The sequence below is a fragment of the Actinoplanes couchii genome, assembly GCF_016862075.1.
GTDB classification, from domain to species: domain Bacteria; phylum Actinomycetota; class Actinomycetes; order Mycobacteriales; family Micromonosporaceae; genus Actinoplanes; species Actinoplanes couchii.
In genome coordinates, this window is sequence record NZ_BOMG01000021.1 from 39,841 (window position 1) to 56,172 (window position 16,332).

General features: G+C 70.7%; 14 protein-coding genes. 7 read left to right on the plus strand and 7 right to left on the minus strand.

Annotated elements, in window-relative coordinates; translation table 11 throughout:
* The first annotated feature begins 54 nt into the window (after window positions 1-54).
* Window positions 55-642 carry a TetR/AcrR family transcriptional regulator gene (locus Aco03nite_RS53985; protein ID WP_275415820.1) on the plus strand — a complete coding sequence of 196 codons (588 nt, stop codon included), beginning with the start codon at window positions 55-57 and terminating at the stop codon, window positions 640-642.
* Window positions 643-720: 78 nt separating this feature from the next.
* Window positions 721-1,911, plus strand: coding sequence for an endonuclease (locus Aco03nite_RS04735; RefSeq protein ID WP_203793350.1), 1,191 nt, complete (start codon window positions 721-723; stop codon window positions 1,909-1,911).
* 28 nt (window positions 1,912-1,939) lie between these two features.
* On the opposite strand, the gene Aco03nite_RS04740 is transcribed toward Aco03nite_RS04735, so the two are convergent.
* Both Aco03nite_RS04740 and Aco03nite_RS04745 read right to left on the minus strand, forming a co-directional pair.
* Window positions 1,940-3,673, minus strand: a complete 1,734-nt coding sequence (locus Aco03nite_RS04740) for a HAMP domain-containing sensor histidine kinase (RefSeq protein WP_203793351.1) — start codon at window positions 3,671-3,673, stop codon at window positions 1,940-1,942.
* The gene (locus tag Aco03nite_RS04745; RefSeq protein ID WP_203793352.1) at window positions 3,670-4,338 is read right to left on the minus strand and encodes a response regulator transcription factor; all 669 of its coding nucleotides are present in this window, start codon (window positions 4,336-4,338) and stop codon (window positions 3,670-3,672) included. Before Aco03nite_RS04745 ends, Aco03nite_RS04740 begins: the two co-directional genes overlap by 4 nt.
* A 102-nt stretch (window positions 4,339-4,440) precedes the next feature.
* Between Aco03nite_RS04745 and Aco03nite_RS04750 the strand changes: the two genes are divergently transcribed.
* The 5 genes from Aco03nite_RS04750 to Aco03nite_RS04770 all read left to right on the plus strand — a co-directional run bounded on the left by Aco03nite_RS04750 (window position 4,441) and on the right by Aco03nite_RS04770 (window position 10,112).
* On the plus strand, window positions 4,441-5,481 hold the full coding sequence (locus Aco03nite_RS04750) for an efflux RND transporter periplasmic adaptor subunit (RefSeq protein WP_203793353.1): 1,041 nt from the start codon (window positions 4,441-4,443) through the stop codon (window positions 5,479-5,481).
* Window positions 5,482-5,513: 32 nt separating this feature from the next.
* Window positions 5,514-6,143, plus strand: coding sequence for an ABC transporter ATP-binding protein (locus tag Aco03nite_RS04755; protein ID WP_203793439.1), 630 nt, complete (start codon window positions 5,514-5,516; stop codon window positions 6,141-6,143).
* Window positions 6,140-7,306 (plus strand): ABC transporter permease, encoded by a 1,167-nt coding sequence (locus tag Aco03nite_RS04760; RefSeq protein ID WP_203793354.1) that lies wholly within the window; start codon window positions 6,140-6,142, stop codon window positions 7,304-7,306. The genes Aco03nite_RS04755 and Aco03nite_RS04760 overlap by 4 nt, the downstream gene beginning before the upstream one ends.
* A gap of 12 nt (window positions 7,307-7,318) precedes the next feature.
* Window positions 7,319-7,876, plus strand: coding sequence for a hypothetical protein (locus Aco03nite_RS04765; RefSeq protein WP_203793355.1), 558 nt, complete (start codon window positions 7,319-7,321; stop codon window positions 7,874-7,876).
* 109 nt (window positions 7,877-7,985) lie between these two features.
* Window positions 7,986-10,112, plus strand: a complete 2,127-nt coding sequence (locus tag Aco03nite_RS04770) for a transglycosylase domain-containing protein (protein ID WP_203793356.1) — start codon at window positions 7,986-7,988, stop codon at window positions 10,110-10,112.
* 109 nt (window positions 10,113-10,221) lie between these two features.
* On the opposite strand, the gene Aco03nite_RS04775 is transcribed toward Aco03nite_RS04770, so the two are convergent.
* The 5 genes from Aco03nite_RS04775 to Aco03nite_RS04795 all read right to left on the minus strand — a co-directional run bounded on the left by Aco03nite_RS04775 (window position 10,222) and on the right by Aco03nite_RS04795 (window position 16,299).
* Complete coding sequence (locus Aco03nite_RS04775) at window positions 10,222-11,610, minus strand: MFS transporter (RefSeq protein WP_203793357.1); 1,389 nt, start codon at window positions 11,608-11,610, stop codon at window positions 10,222-10,224.
* Between the two features lie 104 nt (window positions 11,611-11,714).
* Window positions 11,715-12,203 (minus strand): MarR family winged helix-turn-helix transcriptional regulator, encoded by a 489-nt coding sequence (locus Aco03nite_RS04780; RefSeq protein WP_203793358.1) that lies wholly within the window; start codon window positions 12,201-12,203, stop codon window positions 11,715-11,717.
* A 78-nt stretch (window positions 12,204-12,281) separates the two neighbouring features.
* The gene (locus Aco03nite_RS04785; RefSeq protein ID WP_203793359.1) at window positions 12,282-12,677 is read right to left on the minus strand and encodes a hypothetical protein; all 396 of its coding nucleotides are present in this window, start codon (window positions 12,675-12,677) and stop codon (window positions 12,282-12,284) included.
* A 33-nt stretch (window positions 12,678-12,710) separates the two neighbouring features.
* The gene (locus Aco03nite_RS04790) at window positions 12,711-14,714 is read right to left on the minus strand and encodes a DUF8224 domain-containing phage-derived protein (RefSeq protein ID WP_203793440.1); all 2,004 of its coding nucleotides are present in this window, start codon (window positions 14,712-14,714) and stop codon (window positions 12,711-12,713) included.
* Window positions 14,715-14,760: 46 nt separating this feature from the next.
* Window positions 14,761-16,299: an AraC family transcriptional regulator gene (locus Aco03nite_RS04795; RefSeq protein WP_203793360.1), complete on the minus strand. Its 1,539-nt coding sequence runs from the start codon at window positions 16,297-16,299 to the stop codon at window positions 14,761-14,763.
* Between the last annotated feature and the right edge of the window lie 33 nt (window positions 16,300-16,332).

Consider the following 16,332-nt stretch of genomic DNA (forward strand, 5'->3'; position numbering starts at 1 on the left):
TAAACGGTTGTTTACGTCACACCGGATCGGGTGACGAACTGCGAAGATGTGCTGGTGACTTCTCCGAAACGCCGTCGTGACGCAGCGCAGACCCGCCAGGATCTGATCGACGTCGCCCGGCAACGGTTCGCCCACGACGGATACGCGGCGACCACCGTGCGGGAGATCGCCGACCAGGCCGGGGTCAACGTGGCCCTGATCAGCCGTTACTTCTCCTCGAAAGAGGGACTCTTCGAGGCCTGTCTGAACGGGGCCTTCACCGACGTGCGCCGCGGCGCCGAAGAAACTTCTCCCGGCACGGAGGACTTCGCCGCCCGGCTGGCCCGGCGCCTCGGCGACCCGGCCTCCGACGATCGGATGCGCACCGGTCTGCTGCTGCTCATCCGTACCTCCGGCGACGAGCGCATCGACCAGATGCGCGGCGAGTTCCTGCGGACGATGAGCGAGAAGATGGCGGCCGGCGCGGGGCATCCGGTCCGGGCCGAGGGCGACCTGCTGCGGGCCCAGATGCTGCTGGCCGCGATCGTCGGCATCGTCATGCTGCGCAACACCGCCGGGATGCAGCCGCTCGGCTCGGCCGGCGCCGACGATCTGCTGGAGCCGGTCACCGATCTGGTGGCGGCACTGCTCCCGCGTGTATGACCTGTTTGATATGACCCTCGCCGGACGGGGTGCTCCACACTGAGACCTGTCTATACAGGCAGGCGAACGGAGCCCCCCATGCCCGGTCCCACCCGACGTCATCGGCGCATCGTCGCGCTGACCATCCCCCCGCTGGTCGGCCTGCTGGCCGGATTCATCGCGGTCCTGACCACGCCGACCGCGGCCTCCGCGGCGTCGCTCACCGTCGCCCAGGCGATCAGCACCCAGACCGGCGCCAGCGGCACCGTCACCGGTTACATCGTCGGCGAGCCGACCGCCGACACCGTCGTCAAGTTCAGCGGCTTCACCGGCGACACCGCCCTCGCGATCGCCGACAGCGCGTCCACCACCAGCACCAGCAGCATGCTGTACGTGCAGATCACCAGCACGTACCGGTCGTCGTTCGGGCTGGCCACCAACCCGTCGCTGATCGGCAAGCAGCTGACCGTCACCGGGACGCTGACCCCCTACTTCACCCCGCACGCCGGCCTCAAGTCGCCGACCGCCATGACACTCGGGGCGGGCTCCACCACCAGCCCCACCGCCACCGCCTCGGCCACCCCGACCGCGTCCAGCACCACCGACGCGTACTACGCCAACGCGATCGGCAAGACCGGCACCAGCCTCAAGTCGTCACTGCACACCATCATCTCCACCGGCGTGACCAAGCTGTCGTACGACGGCGTCTGGACCGCCCTCAAGGTCACCGACCAGGACCCGTCGAACTCGTCGAACGTGCGGCTGTTCTACTCCAACATCAGCCGCTCCAAGACGCTCAACGGCGGCGACAGCGGCGACTGGAACCGCGAGCACGTCTGGGCGCAGTCGCACGGCGACTTCGGCACCGGCGCCGGCCCCGGCACCGACCTGCACCACCTGCGCCCCGAGGACGTCGCGGTCAATGCCCTGCGCGGCAACCTCGACTTCGACAACGGCGGCAGCGCCGCCTCCGGCGCCACCGGCAACTACTACGACTCCGACTCGTGGGAGCCGCGCGCCGCGATCAAGGGCGACGTCGCCCGGATGCTGTTCTACATGGCGGTCCGCTACTCCGGCGACGACGGTTTCGCCGACCTGGAACTCAACAACACCACGGGCAACGGCAGCGTCCCCTACATGGGCAAACTGTCCACCCTGAAGGCCTGGCACAACGCCGACCCGCCGGACGCCACGGAGAAGGCCCGCAACCAGACGATCTATGCCACCTACCAGAAGAACCGCAACCCGTTCATCGACCACCCCGAGTGGGTCGCCTCGATCTGGGGCTGAGGTTCCGTCAGTGCTCCGTGGCCACCGCCTACCCCCCAAGGCGGTGGCCACGGCCGTTCAACCGGACCACGAACGTGCTGCCCTGCCCCCGGGCGCTGGTGACGGTGATGTCGCCGCCGTGGGCCCGGGCCAGCCGGCGGGCGATGGACAGGCCCAGTCCACTGCCGCCGGTGGCCCGGGCGCGGGCCCGGTCGGCCCGCCAGAAACGGTCGAAGACGTACGGCAGATCGGCCTCGGCGATCCCCTCCCCGGTGTCGGCCACGGTCACCACCAGGTCACCGCCGTCGAGGGCGGCCCGGACGTCGACCCGGCCGCCGGGCGGCGTGTGGCGCAGCGCGTTGGACAGCAGATTGCCGGCGATCTGCCGGAACCGGACCGGATCGACGTCGGCCGACGGATCGCCGTCGATCTCCAGGCGGACCGGCACCACGGCCCGGCGATGGGCGTCGCACACCTGGGTCAGCAGGTCGGCGACCCGGTGCGACGAGAGGTTCAGGTCCAAGGTGCCCGCGTCGGCGGCGGCCAGGACGGCCAGGTCGTCGACGATGTGCTGCAGCAGACCGGCCTCCTCCAGCAGCAGCCGGAGCAGATCCTGATCCAGGTCGGCGAGACCGTCCTGGCCGGCGGTCAGCCAGTTGCGGATGTTGGTGAGCGGGCTGCGCAGCTCGTGCGCGATGTCGTCGACCATGGTGTGGCGCTGCTGTTCGCTGCGGGCGCTGCGGGCGGCCAGGTCGTTGAAGGCCCCGGCGAGACGGCCGATCTCGTCGTTACGGGTGATCGCGACCGGGACCGGACGGTCGGCGGACGCGTCGGCGGCGGCCGTCAGGGCGCGCAGCGGGCGGACCAGCCGGATGCCCACGACCAGGGTGGCGAGGATGGCGGCGAGCAGCACCGACACGGTGACGACGGCGATCCGGGCGGTGCTCTGTGGGGACAGGTCGAACGGGGACACCGGCGGCCGGGCCGGGGAGCCGACGTAGAGGCGGGCCGGCGCGGCGACGTACGGGCGTAACTGTTCCCGGCGTCCCCAGTCGACGCAGTTCTGTACGTCGCGGCTGTTCGCGGTGTGCGTCGGATCCCGGAAGTACCAGGTGAAGTCGGCGGTGTAGAAACCGATCTCGGCCAGGAACTGCGCTTTCAGGCACCGGTTGACCCGCTGGAGCAGCTGGTCCAGGGCGGCGCGTTCGGTGCGGGTCGGCTCCTCCTCCCGGAACGAGCAGTCCCGCTGGGAGCGGAACCGCCCGACGGCCAGACGGACCTCGGTACGCCCGGACGGGATCCGTTCCAGGGTCGCGCCGATACCCTGACCGCGCAGGCAGACGAGCCGTTTCTCGGCGACCCGGCGCTGGGCCTCGCGCTCACCCGCGGGCAGCAGGTACGGCCCGGACGCGCGCGGGTCGATCGGGTCGCCCAGCGGGTCGACGGTGGCGTCCGGCCGGTCCGCCAGTGGCTCGCCGGGGTGGCTGGCGGCCAGCACCGTGCCGTCGGCGCCGGTCAGGGTGATCCGGCGCCCGGTCCGCGCGGCGAGATCGTGCAGCACCGGCGCCACCCCGTCCCAGTTCGGGTGGGTGGCGGCATGCCCGAGCAGCGTGTCGTGGATCAGCAGGTCACCGGCCAGGGTCCGGCCGCGTTCCTGCTGCGCGGCGCGGGTGGCGGTCTTCGCGGCGAGCCAGCCCGCGGCCCCGACGGCCAGGGCCACGATCAGGATCGAGGTGCCCAGCAGCCGTACGACGAGACTCCGATGCGCCGGAACCCGGCTCATGCCTCAACCAGTTTGTAACCCACCCCGTGCACGGTGACCAGGTAGGCCGGGCCGAGTTTGCGGCGCAGGTTCATCACGTGCATGTCGATGCCGCGGTCGGTGGCGTTCCGGTCCAGCCCGCTGATCCGCTCGGCCAGTTGACGGCGGCTGAACACCCGCCCCGGTTCGGCGGCCATCGCGGCGAGGACGGCGAACTCTCCCCGCGTACAGGCGATCTCGGTGTCGTCGATCCGCACCGTGTGCCCGGCCGGGTCGACGGTGAGCGCGCCGACCCGCAGCCCCGCGCCGGCCGCCGGGCGCGACGCGGAGCGGCGCAGCAGCCCGCGCACCCGAGCCACCAGCTCCCGCGGGTCGTAGGGCTTGGTCAGGTAGTCGTCGGCCCCCAGCTCCAGCCCGAGCACCCGGTCGTCGGCGCTGGACCGTGCGGTCAGCATCAGGATCGGCAGGTCGTGGTCGATGCGCAGCACCCGGCACACGTCCCGCCCGTCGATCCCCGGCAACATCAGGTCGAGCACCAGCAGATCGGGGACGTGCCGCCGGACGGCGTCGACGGCAGCCCGGCCGTCGGTGACGACGACCGGATCCCAGCCGGCCGCGCGCAGGTAACGGCGGACGATCTCGGCCTGCCGGGGATCGTCCTCGGCGATCAGGATTCGCTCGGGCACCGCACGACTCTAGGACGCCTGTGCACGGGGTCCGCAGAATCTGACAATCCCTCGACAAACCGCTGACCGGACGGCGACGACCGGTCGGCAGGCTCGGTCGGCATGGGACGACAGACGATCTTCGTCGCCGCGCTGGCGCTGGCGGGCGCACTGGGTGGCTGCACCGCCGGAGACGGAGCCGGCGCCGGGCCGGGACCGTCCGGCCCGGCGGTGGCGACCGCGGCGATCGAGCGCACCGACCTCTCCACCGCACAGACCCTGGCCGGCACCCTCGGTTACGGCGCGCCCCGCACCATCCGGGCCGCCGGAGGCACCGTCACCTGGCTGCCGAAGATCGGCACGACGGTGAAACGCGGTCAGCCGCTGTACCGCAACGACGATCACCCGGTTCTGCTCCTCTACGGCGCGACCCCGCTGTTCCGCCCGCTCCAGGGCATCGGGACGACCGGCCGCGACGTCCGGGTGGTGGTCGACAACCTGCGCGCCCTCGGCTATCACACCGGCGATCAGCCGCGCCGGATCCGCCCCGGCGACGCGGTCCTGACCCGGACCGTGATCGAGGCGATCAAGAGCTGGCAGCGGGACGCCGGCCGGCCGGAGACCGGCGTGCTGGCCGCCGCCGAGGTGGTGGTGCTCCCCGGGGCGGTCCGGGTGGACCGGGTCGCCGCACAACTCGGCGACCCGGCCGCGGACGGCGTCCTGACCGTCACCGGGCGGCGCAAGGCGGTCACCGTCCCGGTCCGGGCGGGCGACCTGAACGCGATCAGAACCGGTCTCCCGGTGCAGGTGGAACTGCCCGGCGGCGACACCGCCAAGGGCAGGGTCACCGCGGTCGGTCGTGACGCGACGGCCACCGAGGGGGACAGCGGGGCCGACGTGGCGGTCACCGTCGGCCTGTCCGACCCGGCCGCGGTCGGAGATCTGGACTCCGCCCCGGTACGGGTCACATTCACCGGCGAGGTCCGCGAGGACGTGCTGGCGGTGCCGGTGGCCGCCCTGCTGGCGCTGCGTGAGGGCGGCCACGCCGTGCAGCTCGCCGGCGGTCCGCTGGTCGCCGTCGAGACCGGCATGTTCGCCATGGGCATGGTCGAGATCAGCGGCGACGGGCTGGCCGAGGGCGCCCGGGTGGTGACCGCGTCGTGACCACGCCCGTTCTGGAGGTCCGCGAGGCGAGCATGGAGTACGCCGGGGGAGTCGTCGCCCTGGACCGGGTCTCGCTGACCGTGGATCCCGGTGACCTGCTGGCCGTCGTCGGCGCGTCCGGCTCCGGGAAGTCCACACTGCTCAACGTCATGGGCACCCTGGACCGCCCGACCGGGGGCACGGTCCTGGTGCGGGGCCACGACGTACGTACCCTTTCGGATCGAAGATTGTCGTCCCTCCGGGCCCGGAGTCTGGGCTTCGTCTTCCAGCAGTTCCACCTCACCGACGGTTTCTCCGCCACCGACAACGTGACGACCGGCCTGCTCTACGCGGGTGTGCCCCGGCGCCGGCGGCGGGAGATCGCCCGGGAGGCGCTGCACCGGGTCGGTCTCGGTCACCGGCTCGACCACCTGCCGCACCAGCTCTCCGGCGGGGAACGGCAGCGGGTGGCGATCGCCCGCGCGCTGGCCACCGGACCGGACCTGGTGCTGGCCGACGAGCCGACCGGGGCGCTGGACACCGGCACCGGCCGGACCGTGCTGGACCTGCTGATCCGGCTCAACACCGAGGGCACCACCATCGTGGTGATCACCCACGACCGGGAGATCGCCGCGGCCCTGCCCCGCCGGATCGAGCTGCGGGACGGGCGGGTGGTCCGGTGATCTCCCCGGTCGATCTGATCGTTCTCGGACTGGCCGGGCTACGGGTCCGCCGCGCCCGGGCCGCCCTGTCCGCACTCGGCATCGCGATCGGCATCGCCACCATGGTCGTGGCGATGGGCATCCCCGCCTCCAGCGAACGGGCCCTGTCGCTCGAGCTGGAGCGGCTCGGCACCGATCTGCTGCAGGCCAGCTCCCTGCCGGACCAGGAGCCACCGGTCGCCCTGGACGAGCACGCGACCGAGATGGCCCGGCGGATCGCCCCGGTCACCGGCGCCGCCGCGATGGCCAACACCCGGGCCACCGTCGCCCGCAACGAGCGGGCCGACAACTCGGCCGCCACCACGGTGCTCGCCACCCAGCCGGGTGTCCTGGACCTGCTCGGCGGCACGGTCCGCGACGGCCGCTGGTTCGACGCCGGCACCGAGCGGTTCCCGGCGGTGGTGCTGGGCGCCGAGGCCGCCGCACGGCTCGGCATCACCGGCGCGGCCGGTGGCCCGCAGCTCTGGATCGGGCACCGCTGGTTCACCGTCACCGGAGTCCTCGACCCGATCCCGCTGGCCCCCGAGATCGACCGGTCGGCCCTGGTCGGCTGGCCGTCGGCGCAGCGGGAGCTGGCCTTCGACGGGCTGCCGACGGTGCTCTACGTGCGCAGTCACGACGCCGCGGTGGAGGCGGTCCGCGAGGTGCTGCCGGGGACCGTGCTGCCCAGCCGGCCCGCCCTGGTCCGGGTCACCCGGCCGTCCGACGCGCTCGCCGCCAAACGCGCCTCGGAGACCACCTTCGACGCGCTGTTCCTCGGCATGGCCGGAGTGGCCCTGCTGGTCGGGGCGATCGGCGTCGCCAACACCATGGTCATCTCGGTGCTGGAACGCCGCCGGGAGATCGGCCTGCGCCGGGCCCTGGGCGCGCACCGGGGCTCGATCCGGGCCCAGTTCCTTACCGAGTCCGCGGTGCTGTCCCTGCTCGGCGGTGTCACCGGAACCCTGCTCGGGGTGGCCGGGACCGTCGGCTGGGCCCTGTACCAGCACTGGCCGCCGGTGATCCCACCCGCTGCTCTCGGCGCCGGCACCGGCGGCGCCCTGCTCATCGGCATGCTCGCCGGCGCCCATCCGTCGATGCGTGCCGCCCGTCTCACCCCGACCGAGGCTCTGGCCTCCTCCTGAAAGGGCTTTCCCGTGCGTACGAGAACGCTGCTCACCGTCACCACCGTCCTGCTGCTCGCCGGCTGCTCCGGCCCGGGCGCCGAGTCCGTACCGGAGGTGGCCTCGCTGCGGACCGCGAGCGCCGCACCCACCGGCACCACCGCCGGCGCCCCGGTGATCCGTCCCGACTCCACCTCCGCCGACGTGCGGCGGATGCAGCAGCCGTGGATGCGCTGCCTGAAGGAGCAGGGCCTGCCGACGACCACCACCGAGGACGGTCTGCTGGACCTCACCGCCACCGGGAACACCAAGGAGACCAACGGCCGGATCATGTCCGCCCAGCCGGAGATCGAGAAGGCGTGCGGCGGGCTGCGGCCGGTCCTCGCCCCGGAGTTGGACGAGGACCGGAACCCGTACTGGGCCGACGACAACGACGACTATCACGAGTGCCTGGTCGAGGCCGGTCTCGACTACGTCAAGAAGAACGGCGAGTGGGAACCCGGCCCGTCCTGGTACACCGATTCCCAGGCTCCGGACGAGGCGACCGAACTCGGCTGCCAGGCGAAGGCCTTCGACGGACGGAAGGGCTGAGGGGGATTCCGTAGCGTATGAACCTGTGCATCCCGGCGAAAAAGAGACCGGATGTGATGGATTTCGCTATCGGTGCATGCGGTAGACGCGGCTGGGTAGCTTGGCTCGGGTGAGTGTCGGCCAACCCCCTGAAAAACGTGAATCCGGCCCGCTGCGTAACGCCTCGGTGTTGCTCGTGTGCGGGTTGTTCGCCGCCGTGACGGTCGCGGCCGCCGCGTTCCCCGCGGTCGCGATAGCCGGTCTGGCCGCGAAGGCCGGGGCCGAGGAGCTCGGCGAGATGCCGTCCGAGCTGACGGCGCAGACGTCGCCCCAGGTGTCCCGGATCTTCGCGTCCGACGGCAAGACCCAGATCGCGATCATGTACGACGAGTTCCGCAGCGACGTGCCGCTGGACAAGATCTCGAAGAGCATGCAGGACGCGATCGTCGCCGCCGAGGACCACAAGTTCTTCGAGCACAACGGTGTCGACCTCAAGGGTGTGGCCCGCGCGCTGGTCAGCAACAACCAGGGCGGCAGCAAGCAGGGCGCGTCCACCCTGACCATGCAGTACGTGCGGATGGCCCTGGCCTACAACGCCACCAACCCGCAGGAGGTGGTGAACGCGACCAAGGACACCGCCTCCCGCAAGGTCAGCGAGATGAAGTACGCGCTGCAGCTGGAGAAGGATCTGACCAAGCAGCAGATCCTGGAGCGCTATCTGAACATGGCGCCGTTCGGCAACGGGGCCTACGGGATCAACGCGGCCAGCCAGGTCTACTACGGCAAGAAACCGGCCGACCTGACCGTGGCCGAGGCGGCGCTGCTGGCCGGCATGGTGAAGGCGCCGACCGCGTTCGACCCGACCACCGACACCGGGTACCCGCAGGCCCTGGACCGGCGCAACTACATCATCGGCAACATGGTCGACCTGAAGATGATCACCGCGGACGAGGCGACCGCCGCGAAGAAGATCAAGGTCAAGCGGACCACCCAGCGCCCGACCAGCGGCTGCGTGTCGGTGGCGAAGAACCACTGGGGCTTCTTCTGTGACTACTTCTACCGGTGGTGGCTGAGCCAGGACGCCTTCGGCGCGACGACGTACGACCGGGAGCGCCTGCTCAAGGAGGGCGGCTACCGGATCGTCACGACCCTCGACATCGAGGCGCAGTCGGACGCCCGCAAGGAGATCACCGAGCGGCAGAGCGACAACAACCCGAACGCGCTGATGCTGGCCGCCGTCGAGCCGGGCACCGGTGCGGTGCGGGCCCTGTCCGCGAACCGCAAGTTCAAGATCGATAACGCCGACAAGCCGCAGAACAAGTTGTCGTCGAACCCGGCGGACGCCGCCAAGGGCATCCGCGGCACCTACCCGAACACCACGAACCCGATCATCACCGGCTCCACCGGTGTCCCCGGTTACCAGGCCGGCTCGGTGTTCAAGATGTTCACCATGGTCGCCGCCCTGGAAGCCGGGATGGGCCTGGACACCACGATCAACTCGCCGGCCAAGTACAAGTCGCAGTACATCGACAACTCCTCGTCCGGCTGCGGCGGCTTCTACTGCCCGAGCAACGCCTCGGCCAGTGAGGCCGGCAACTTCAACATGTGGACCGGGTTCGGCAAGTCGGTGAACACGTACTTCATCCCGCTGCAGGAACGGGTCGGCGCCGACAAGGTCGTCCAGGTGGCGCAGAAGTTCGGCATCAAGTTCCGTTCCGACGAGGACGCCAGCCTGGCCAAGAACTCCGCCAACGACTGGGGCGCCTTCAGCCTCGGCGTGTCGGCGTCCACCCCGCTGGACATCGCCAACGCCTACGCGACCCTGGCCGCCGACGGCAAGTACTGCGAGCCCACCCCGATCGAGCAGATCACCACCGCCGACGGCACCGAGATCGACACGGGCAAGTCGTCCTGCGTCCGTGCCACCAGCAAGGACGTGGCCCGGCAAGCCCTCGACGCGGCCCGCTGCCCGGTCGGCGACCGGGCCCAGCTCGGCAACTGCGCCGGCTCGACCGCCCCGCAGGTCCGCGACGTCGTCGGCCACCCGGTCTTCGGCAAGACCGGCACCACCGACAACGACAAGACGGCGGCCCTGGTCGTCGGCACCCGTTCCCTGGTGGTGGCCGGTTACCTGGCGAACCCGGACTGGGCCGGCCACTACGACCACATGTCCCACGGGATCGTCAACCCGGCGGTCTACGAGACCCTCGCGGACTACATGAAGGGGAAGAAGGTCCAGGAGTTCCCAACCCCCTGACCCTCGCTGCTGGTAGGCGGGGCGGTCCCGGTTCGCCGGGCCCGCCCCGTCTTCGTTCTATCGGGCGGCGGCCCGGGGCGGGTCTTTCACCGCCGGGCGGTGCAGCACGCTATCGGGCGGCGGCCCGGGCCGGGTCTTTCACCGCCGAGCGGCGCAGGACGAACAGGGCCACCAGGAACGCCGCCGTCAGCAGGGCCGCCGAGGTGGTGAAGGCCAGGCGATAACCGCTGGTCAGGGCGTCCGCAGCCGGGGAACCGGCGGCCAGTAGGTGGTCGGTCCGGGCGGCGGCCAGGGTCGCCAGCACCGCTACCCCGATCGCCATGCCCACCTGCTGGGTCGTGTTGAACAGGCCGGACGCCAGGCCCGCGTCGCTCTCCTCGGCGCCGGACATGCCCAGGTTCGCCAGGGCCGGCAGCACCAGCCCGCCGCCGGAGATCAGCACCATCACCGGCAGCAGGTCGGGCAGGTAGGCGGCGTCCACCGGGATCCGGGCCAGCCACCCCATCGCCGCGACCAGCATGACCAGGCCGGCGAGCAGGATCGCCCGGGGCCCGAACCGTTCGCTGAGCCGCGCCGACACGAACAGCGACACGATCCCGATGCCGACGGCGGCGGGCAGCATGGCCAGACCGGTGTCGAGCGCCCCGTACCCGAGCACCCGTTGCGTGTAGAGCGCCACCAGCACCTGGAACCCGAACATCCCGGCGAGGGTCAGCATCTGGGCCAGGTTGGCACCGGACACGCTGCGCGAGCGCAGGATCCGCAGCGGCATCAGTGGTTTCGCCGCGGTCGCCTGCCGCACGAAGAAGAGCACGATCAAGAGCACGGACACGCCGCCGGGTACGAGGGATCCCGGCTCGCTGACGATCGTGTAGATCCCCAGCATCAGTCCGGAAGTGATCAGCAGAGCCCCCGGCAGGTCGGCGCCCGCGCGCAGCCCGGCGCCGCGGTCGCGGGGCAGCGCGACCAGGGCCAGCGCCACGGTGGCGATCCCGATCGGCACGTTGATGAAGAAGATCCACGGCCAGCTCAGCGTGTCGGTCAGCACCCCGCCGAGCACCTGCCCGAGGGATGCCCCGGCGGCCCCGGTGAAGCTGAAGACCGCGATGGCGCGGGCCCGTTCCCCGGGTTCGGTGAAGATCGTGACGAGGATGCCGAGGACGACCGCGGAGGCGAGCGCGCTACCGACCCCTTGCAGGAACCGGGCCGCGATCAGCACGGCCGGATCCCCCGCGAGCCCGGCGAGCAGCGAGGCCGCGGTGAAGACGGCGGTGCCGGCGAGGAACAGGGCCCGCCGGCCGATCAGGTCACCGAGCCGCCCGGCGAGCAGCAGCAGCCCGCCGAACGGGATGAGGTAGGCGTTGACCATCCAGCTCAGCTGCGCCGGGGCGAACCCCACGTCCTGCTGGATGGCGGGCAGAGCGACGGTGACGATGCTGCCGTCCAGGATCGTCATCAGCCCGGCGGCGGAGAGCACGACGAGGGCGAGCATGCGCATGGTTCCTCCCTGAGTCACAGGAAGGACCGTAGCAGATAGTTTTGTTGTAGACGATCCTCGTCGGTCTTACTTGGCGTCGTCCCGAGCCCGGCGGGCCGGCGGGCTCACTTTGCGCTCTCCCGAGCCCGGCGGGCCGGCCGATCCCCGTCACCGGGCGTGGCCAGATGCCCGGTGGCCAGCCGGTTCAGGGCCCGGACGAGCACGTCCCGCTCCCCGGAGGGCAGCGACCCGAGAGCAGCCCGGTGCACCCCGTCGACGATCTCCTGACTGCGCCGGGCGACCTCGGCCCCCGCCGCCGTGACCGAGATGATCCGAGCCCGCCGATCGGTGCTGGACGGCCGCCGAACCGCATAGCCGGCCTTCTCGAGAGCATCGACGGTGACCACCATGGTCGTCTTGTCCATGTCCCCGAGCTCGGCAAGCTGAATCTGGGTCCGCTCCTCCTCCAGCGCATGCACGAGCACACAGTGCATCCGAGCGGTCAACCCGATCTCCCCGAGCGCGGCAGCCACCCGAGCCCGAAGCACCCGCCCGGTGTGATCGAGCAGAAACGAAAGATCGGTCTCGGTACGCGCAGGCGCCATCGCGGTCATAATCCCAGGATAATCCGCCTCCGAACGATCCGCGAAGGTCCGATTCGCGGATCGTTCAGAGGCGGCGACGGCGGTGGGTCACAGGTTGTTGATCCGGGCCAGCAGCTCCGCCTCGGTCAGGTTCTCCAGGACCGCGTCCTGCTTGCGGCCCAGGACTGCCAGCAGCTTCTCCTTCTCCAGCTTCTTCGCCGCCTTCGCCTTCGCCTCCTGGTCCTCGGTGAGGCGGACGGCGATCACGTGCTTGACGACCGCCAGCTTCGTCTCCAGGGTCGCCTTCGCCGGGTTGGACTCGGTGGCCACGAACGACTCGGTGTCGACGGCCTTCAACTCGGCGTTGACGGCCTTCGCCACGTCGTCGAGGCTGAAACCGGACCTGGCGGTCAGCGGAAGCTCCCACAGCTGTTCCGTGGTCAGCAGGCCCTTGACCGACGGGTAACGGAACTTCTCCCGGGTGGCCTTCTCGAAAATGGTCACGATTGCCTCTTCACCGATGTCGGGGTGTGGATTTCAGAACTGGATGCTGATCAGGCGGCGCCGGCCGCCGGTCATGGTCACCTTGGCGACCACGGAATCGCGGATCGTGGAGCTGAAACCGAGACCGGACAACTGATCCGGGACCGGTTCGCATTTGGTGCGGTCGCCGAGAACTTCGAACACCTTGCGGTGCTGCTGCAGATCATTACGGAGGAATTCGTTGTAGATCCCCCGGGCCGGCTGATCGTTCGCGCACCCTTTCAGGATGAAGAGGTAGTGGCGGTTGCCGACCTCGTTGTCGTCGAAGAAGTTCGGCGAGTACATCACGGTGGACACCGGCACGAACTGTTCGGTGGTGATGCCCCACATTTCTTTGGCGGCGTTGCCCGGCACCAGGTCCGGGCCCGGCCGGAAAGCGGTGATCACCTCGCCGGCCACCGTCATCCGGCCCACCTCGACGGTCTCCCGGGTGCCGACCGCCCGCTCCAGACGGTAGTGCTCGATCCGCCCGTCGCTCTCGGTCTCGATCACGAAGCCCGCGCCGGTGCTCTCCCGCTTGTGGTACTGGTTCACCTCGATCCGGTACTCACCGTCCGGAACCTTGCCGGCCCAGGTCACGTTCTCCACCGGCTCGCGGGTGAACGACCCGCCCGCGTTCATGTCGACGTCCAGCTTGTTGCGCTTCTCCCGGTACCAGATGTGGGTGCCGTCCGGCTCGTACACATGCAGGTCGAGGTCGTCGTGGTTGAACCAGGACAGGCTCACCCGCAGTTTGCCGGTGACGTTGCCGCCGGCCCGCTTGACCTTCTCCTTGATCGAGTCGGTGACGTTGCCGCCGTACGACCAGCCGAAGTCGTTGTCCCACTTGAACAGCCGCGGCGCGTCCGGGTGCCGGCCGGTGGTGAGGCTGACCAGGTGCGGCTGGTGGCGGCCGGCGACCCACATGTCGATGCTCGCGGCGCCGGGCAGGATGTCCTTCATGAAGGTGAGCACCGGAACCTCCTCCGGCTTCGCGTCCCGCGCGCCCGGGGCCCCGGTGGTGGCCGCCCGCATGAGCAGCCCCTCGATGCCGTCCTTCATCCGCGACTGGGTGTCGTTGTCGACCCACAGCACGTTGGTGACCGACACGTCGGACAGCCGGGCGAACCGGCGCTGCAACGACTCCTCGATGCCCAGCTCACCGATGGTCTTCATGGCGGCCTTGACCATGGCCGGGGTGATCAGCGCGGTGGGACGCTGGTAGTTCTGCGGCGCCACCTTCGTCTCGAACGCCCGGACCGCCGGCTCCAGGTCGATGCCCGCGGAGAGGTCCTGGACCAGGGTGCCGATCACCGTGTTGCGGAGCCGGGCCGCCGGGTTCATGGCGTTGGCGAAGACGAAGGCCCGCTTGTCGGGCGCCTGCTCCCACTGGTTGCGCAGCGACCGGAACTCGGTCATCGCCCGGCGGTGCTCGGCGCCGCGGTAGAGGGCGTCGTCGTCGATCAGGCCGGCGACGGTGTCCAGGGCGTCCGGGGTCAGCTCGGCCAGGCCCCGCTGGAACACCTGCACCGCGGCGTCGAAGGCGCCCCGCTCGGCGCCGGGATCCCGGGTGCGGTGCCGCTTCGCCACCGGGCCGTGCAGGTGGTTCCACACCTCGACCTTGCCGTCGTGCAGCGACCGGGTCGTCCTCGCCCCGTACCGCGCCTCGGTGGACCGGAAGACACCTGACAGCGGCAGCGTGCCGACGAACGCGTCCATCGCCGCGGCGACGACCGAGAAGACCGGGTCGGCGGCCGACACCCCGGACCAGACGGTACGAATCCGGCCGTCGTGGATCTCGACGACGGTGCCGAAGTTCCTGACGAATCCGCGGCAGGTCGAGCAGTCGAATGCGGATCGTTCCCGGAAACGGGGATTGGTGCCGGCCGGGAAGGAATCGAGAAAGGTGAGCCAGAGTGAATCGCGGTCGAGGCTGTCGCCGGCCACGAACAACTCACCCTGGGACATCGTGGACAGACGCTTGTCCACGTCCGTCACGAACTGCTGAAAATCGCCCACCGTGTCATCTCCTTCGATCACCGCAGATCCTAGGGACGATGCGCGATCAGAGAAACGCATTTCTTTCCGGCGTACGGGATACCCGGTCCTGGTATTCGCGGGGGGACAGGCCGTGGAAACGGGAGAAGGCGGCGCTGAACGTCGGCAGGTGGGCGTAACCGACGCGCCGGGCGACAGCTGTCGGTTTGGCGCCGCCGGCGAGCAGATCCCGGGCGATCCGCATCCGGGCGGCGCCGCGCCACCTGGCGAAATTCATGCCGGTCTGGTCCCGGAAGGCGCGCTGGATGTCGGCCGGCACGTCGGCCCCGGAACCGCCGGAGGTGCCGAGGCGGCGCAGGCAGTCCATCGCCATCTCCCGGGCGCCGGGGTCGGCCGGCATCGGCACCGACAGGGCCCGCTGCGCGGCGACGTGGTCGGCGAACAGGTCCAGGATGTGGCTGGGGTCGTAGTTCTCCGGGCGTATCGGGGTGCGGGCGCTGATCGAGCAGAACATCAGGTAGTCGTCCCAGGCCGGCGGGAACTGGGCCTGCAGCGGCCCGGTCAGGTGGAGTTCGCCGGTGGTGGCGTTCCCGAGGGGCAGGGAGATCGAGTTCTCGTGGACGCCTGTGGTGTGCTCCAGACCGGCCGGGATCCAGATCGCGCCGCCCCGGCTCCATTCCCAGCGGCGGTCGCCGGCGTCCAGATGACCACTGCCGCGGTACGACCAGCAGAGCACGTGCGTGTTGTTGGTGTGTGAGGCGGTGCGGGTCGCCGGGAGCAGCGCCGGCCCGGCGGGCGAGGTACGGCCGTCACGCAGCATCGTGATCAGGTCGTCGGCCGGGCGGGTGGCGACGGGCCGTGCGGCGAGAGCCCGGCCGCACTCGTGCGGCGTCGTCCCGAACCGCTGCCGGAACGCCCGGGAGAACCCGTTGCGGCTGGTGAAACCGACCCGGGCGGCCACCTGATCGACACCGTGCCCGGCGGCCAGCAACTCGACGGCCGCACTCAACCGGCAGGCCAGCCGCCACTGCTCGAAGGTCAGCCCGGTGCCGGCCGGGAAGTCCCGGCGCAGGGTGCGCGGGCTGGACAGCACCCGGGCCGCCCACTCGGCGACGGTGAGGTCGAGCGCGGGATCGCGGAGCAACTCCTCAGCCACCGCCCGGGCCCGGCCGGCCCGCGGCAGGACCGGCGGATCGACGGCGAACGGCGGTGGTCGCCGGCCGGAGCCGCGGAGCAGCCCGGCCAGCGCGTCCTGCGGGTAGCCGTGCCCGGTGAGCGGCGTGACCATCAGGTTGAAGTGCTGGATCAGCCAGTCCTGCCAGCCGTCCGGGACCACGAACCGCCGCGGCTCCGGCAGGTCCGCGATGCTCGGGTGGGTCAGCAGCGGGAAGGCGACCGTGCCCGGCTCGGTGACGACGGTCCAGGAGCTGCCGTCGGCCGCCGGGATCCAGACCCCCTCACCCGCGGTGAGACGAAAATCCGGATGACCCTCCATCTGTACGCACGCCGCGCCGGTGCGGACCCAGAACAGCAGGTGCTCGGCCTGATTCCACCGGCCACCGGCCCGCACACCGGGAATCGGCGGCGGCCGGCCGGTATCCACCATGTCCTAACCATATGGCAGTCTGCGCACACCGTT

Excerpts from the sequence above, each read along its gene's own strand:
- Aco03nite_RS04750 (WP_203793353.1), top strand. The coding sequence starts at position 4,441 with ATGGGACGACAGACGATCTTCGTCGCCGCGCTGGCGCTGGCGGGCGCA.
- Aco03nite_RS04755 (WP_203793439.1), top strand. The coding sequence starts at position 5,514 with ATGGAGTACGCCGGGGGAGTCGTCGCCCTGGACCGGGTCTCGCTGACC.
- Aco03nite_RS04780 (WP_203793358.1), bottom strand. The coding sequence starts at position 12,203 with ATGACCGCGATGGCGCCTGCGCGTACCGAGACCGATCTTTCGTTTCTG.
- Aco03nite_RS04740 (WP_203793351.1), bottom strand. The coding sequence starts at position 3,673 with ATGAGCCGGGTTCCGGCGCATCGGAGTCTCGTCGTACGGCTGCTGGGC.
- Aco03nite_RS04735 (WP_203793350.1), top strand. The coding sequence starts at position 721 with ATGCCCGGTCCCACCCGACGTCATCGGCGCATCGTCGCGCTGACCATC.
- Aco03nite_RS04795 (WP_203793360.1), bottom strand. The coding sequence starts at position 16,299 with ATGGTGGATACCGGCCGGCCGCCGCCGATTCCCGGTGTGCGGGCCGGT.
- Aco03nite_RS04775 (WP_203793357.1), bottom strand. The coding sequence starts at position 11,610 with ATGCGCATGCTCGCCCTCGTCGTGCTCTCCGCCGCCGGGCTGATGACG.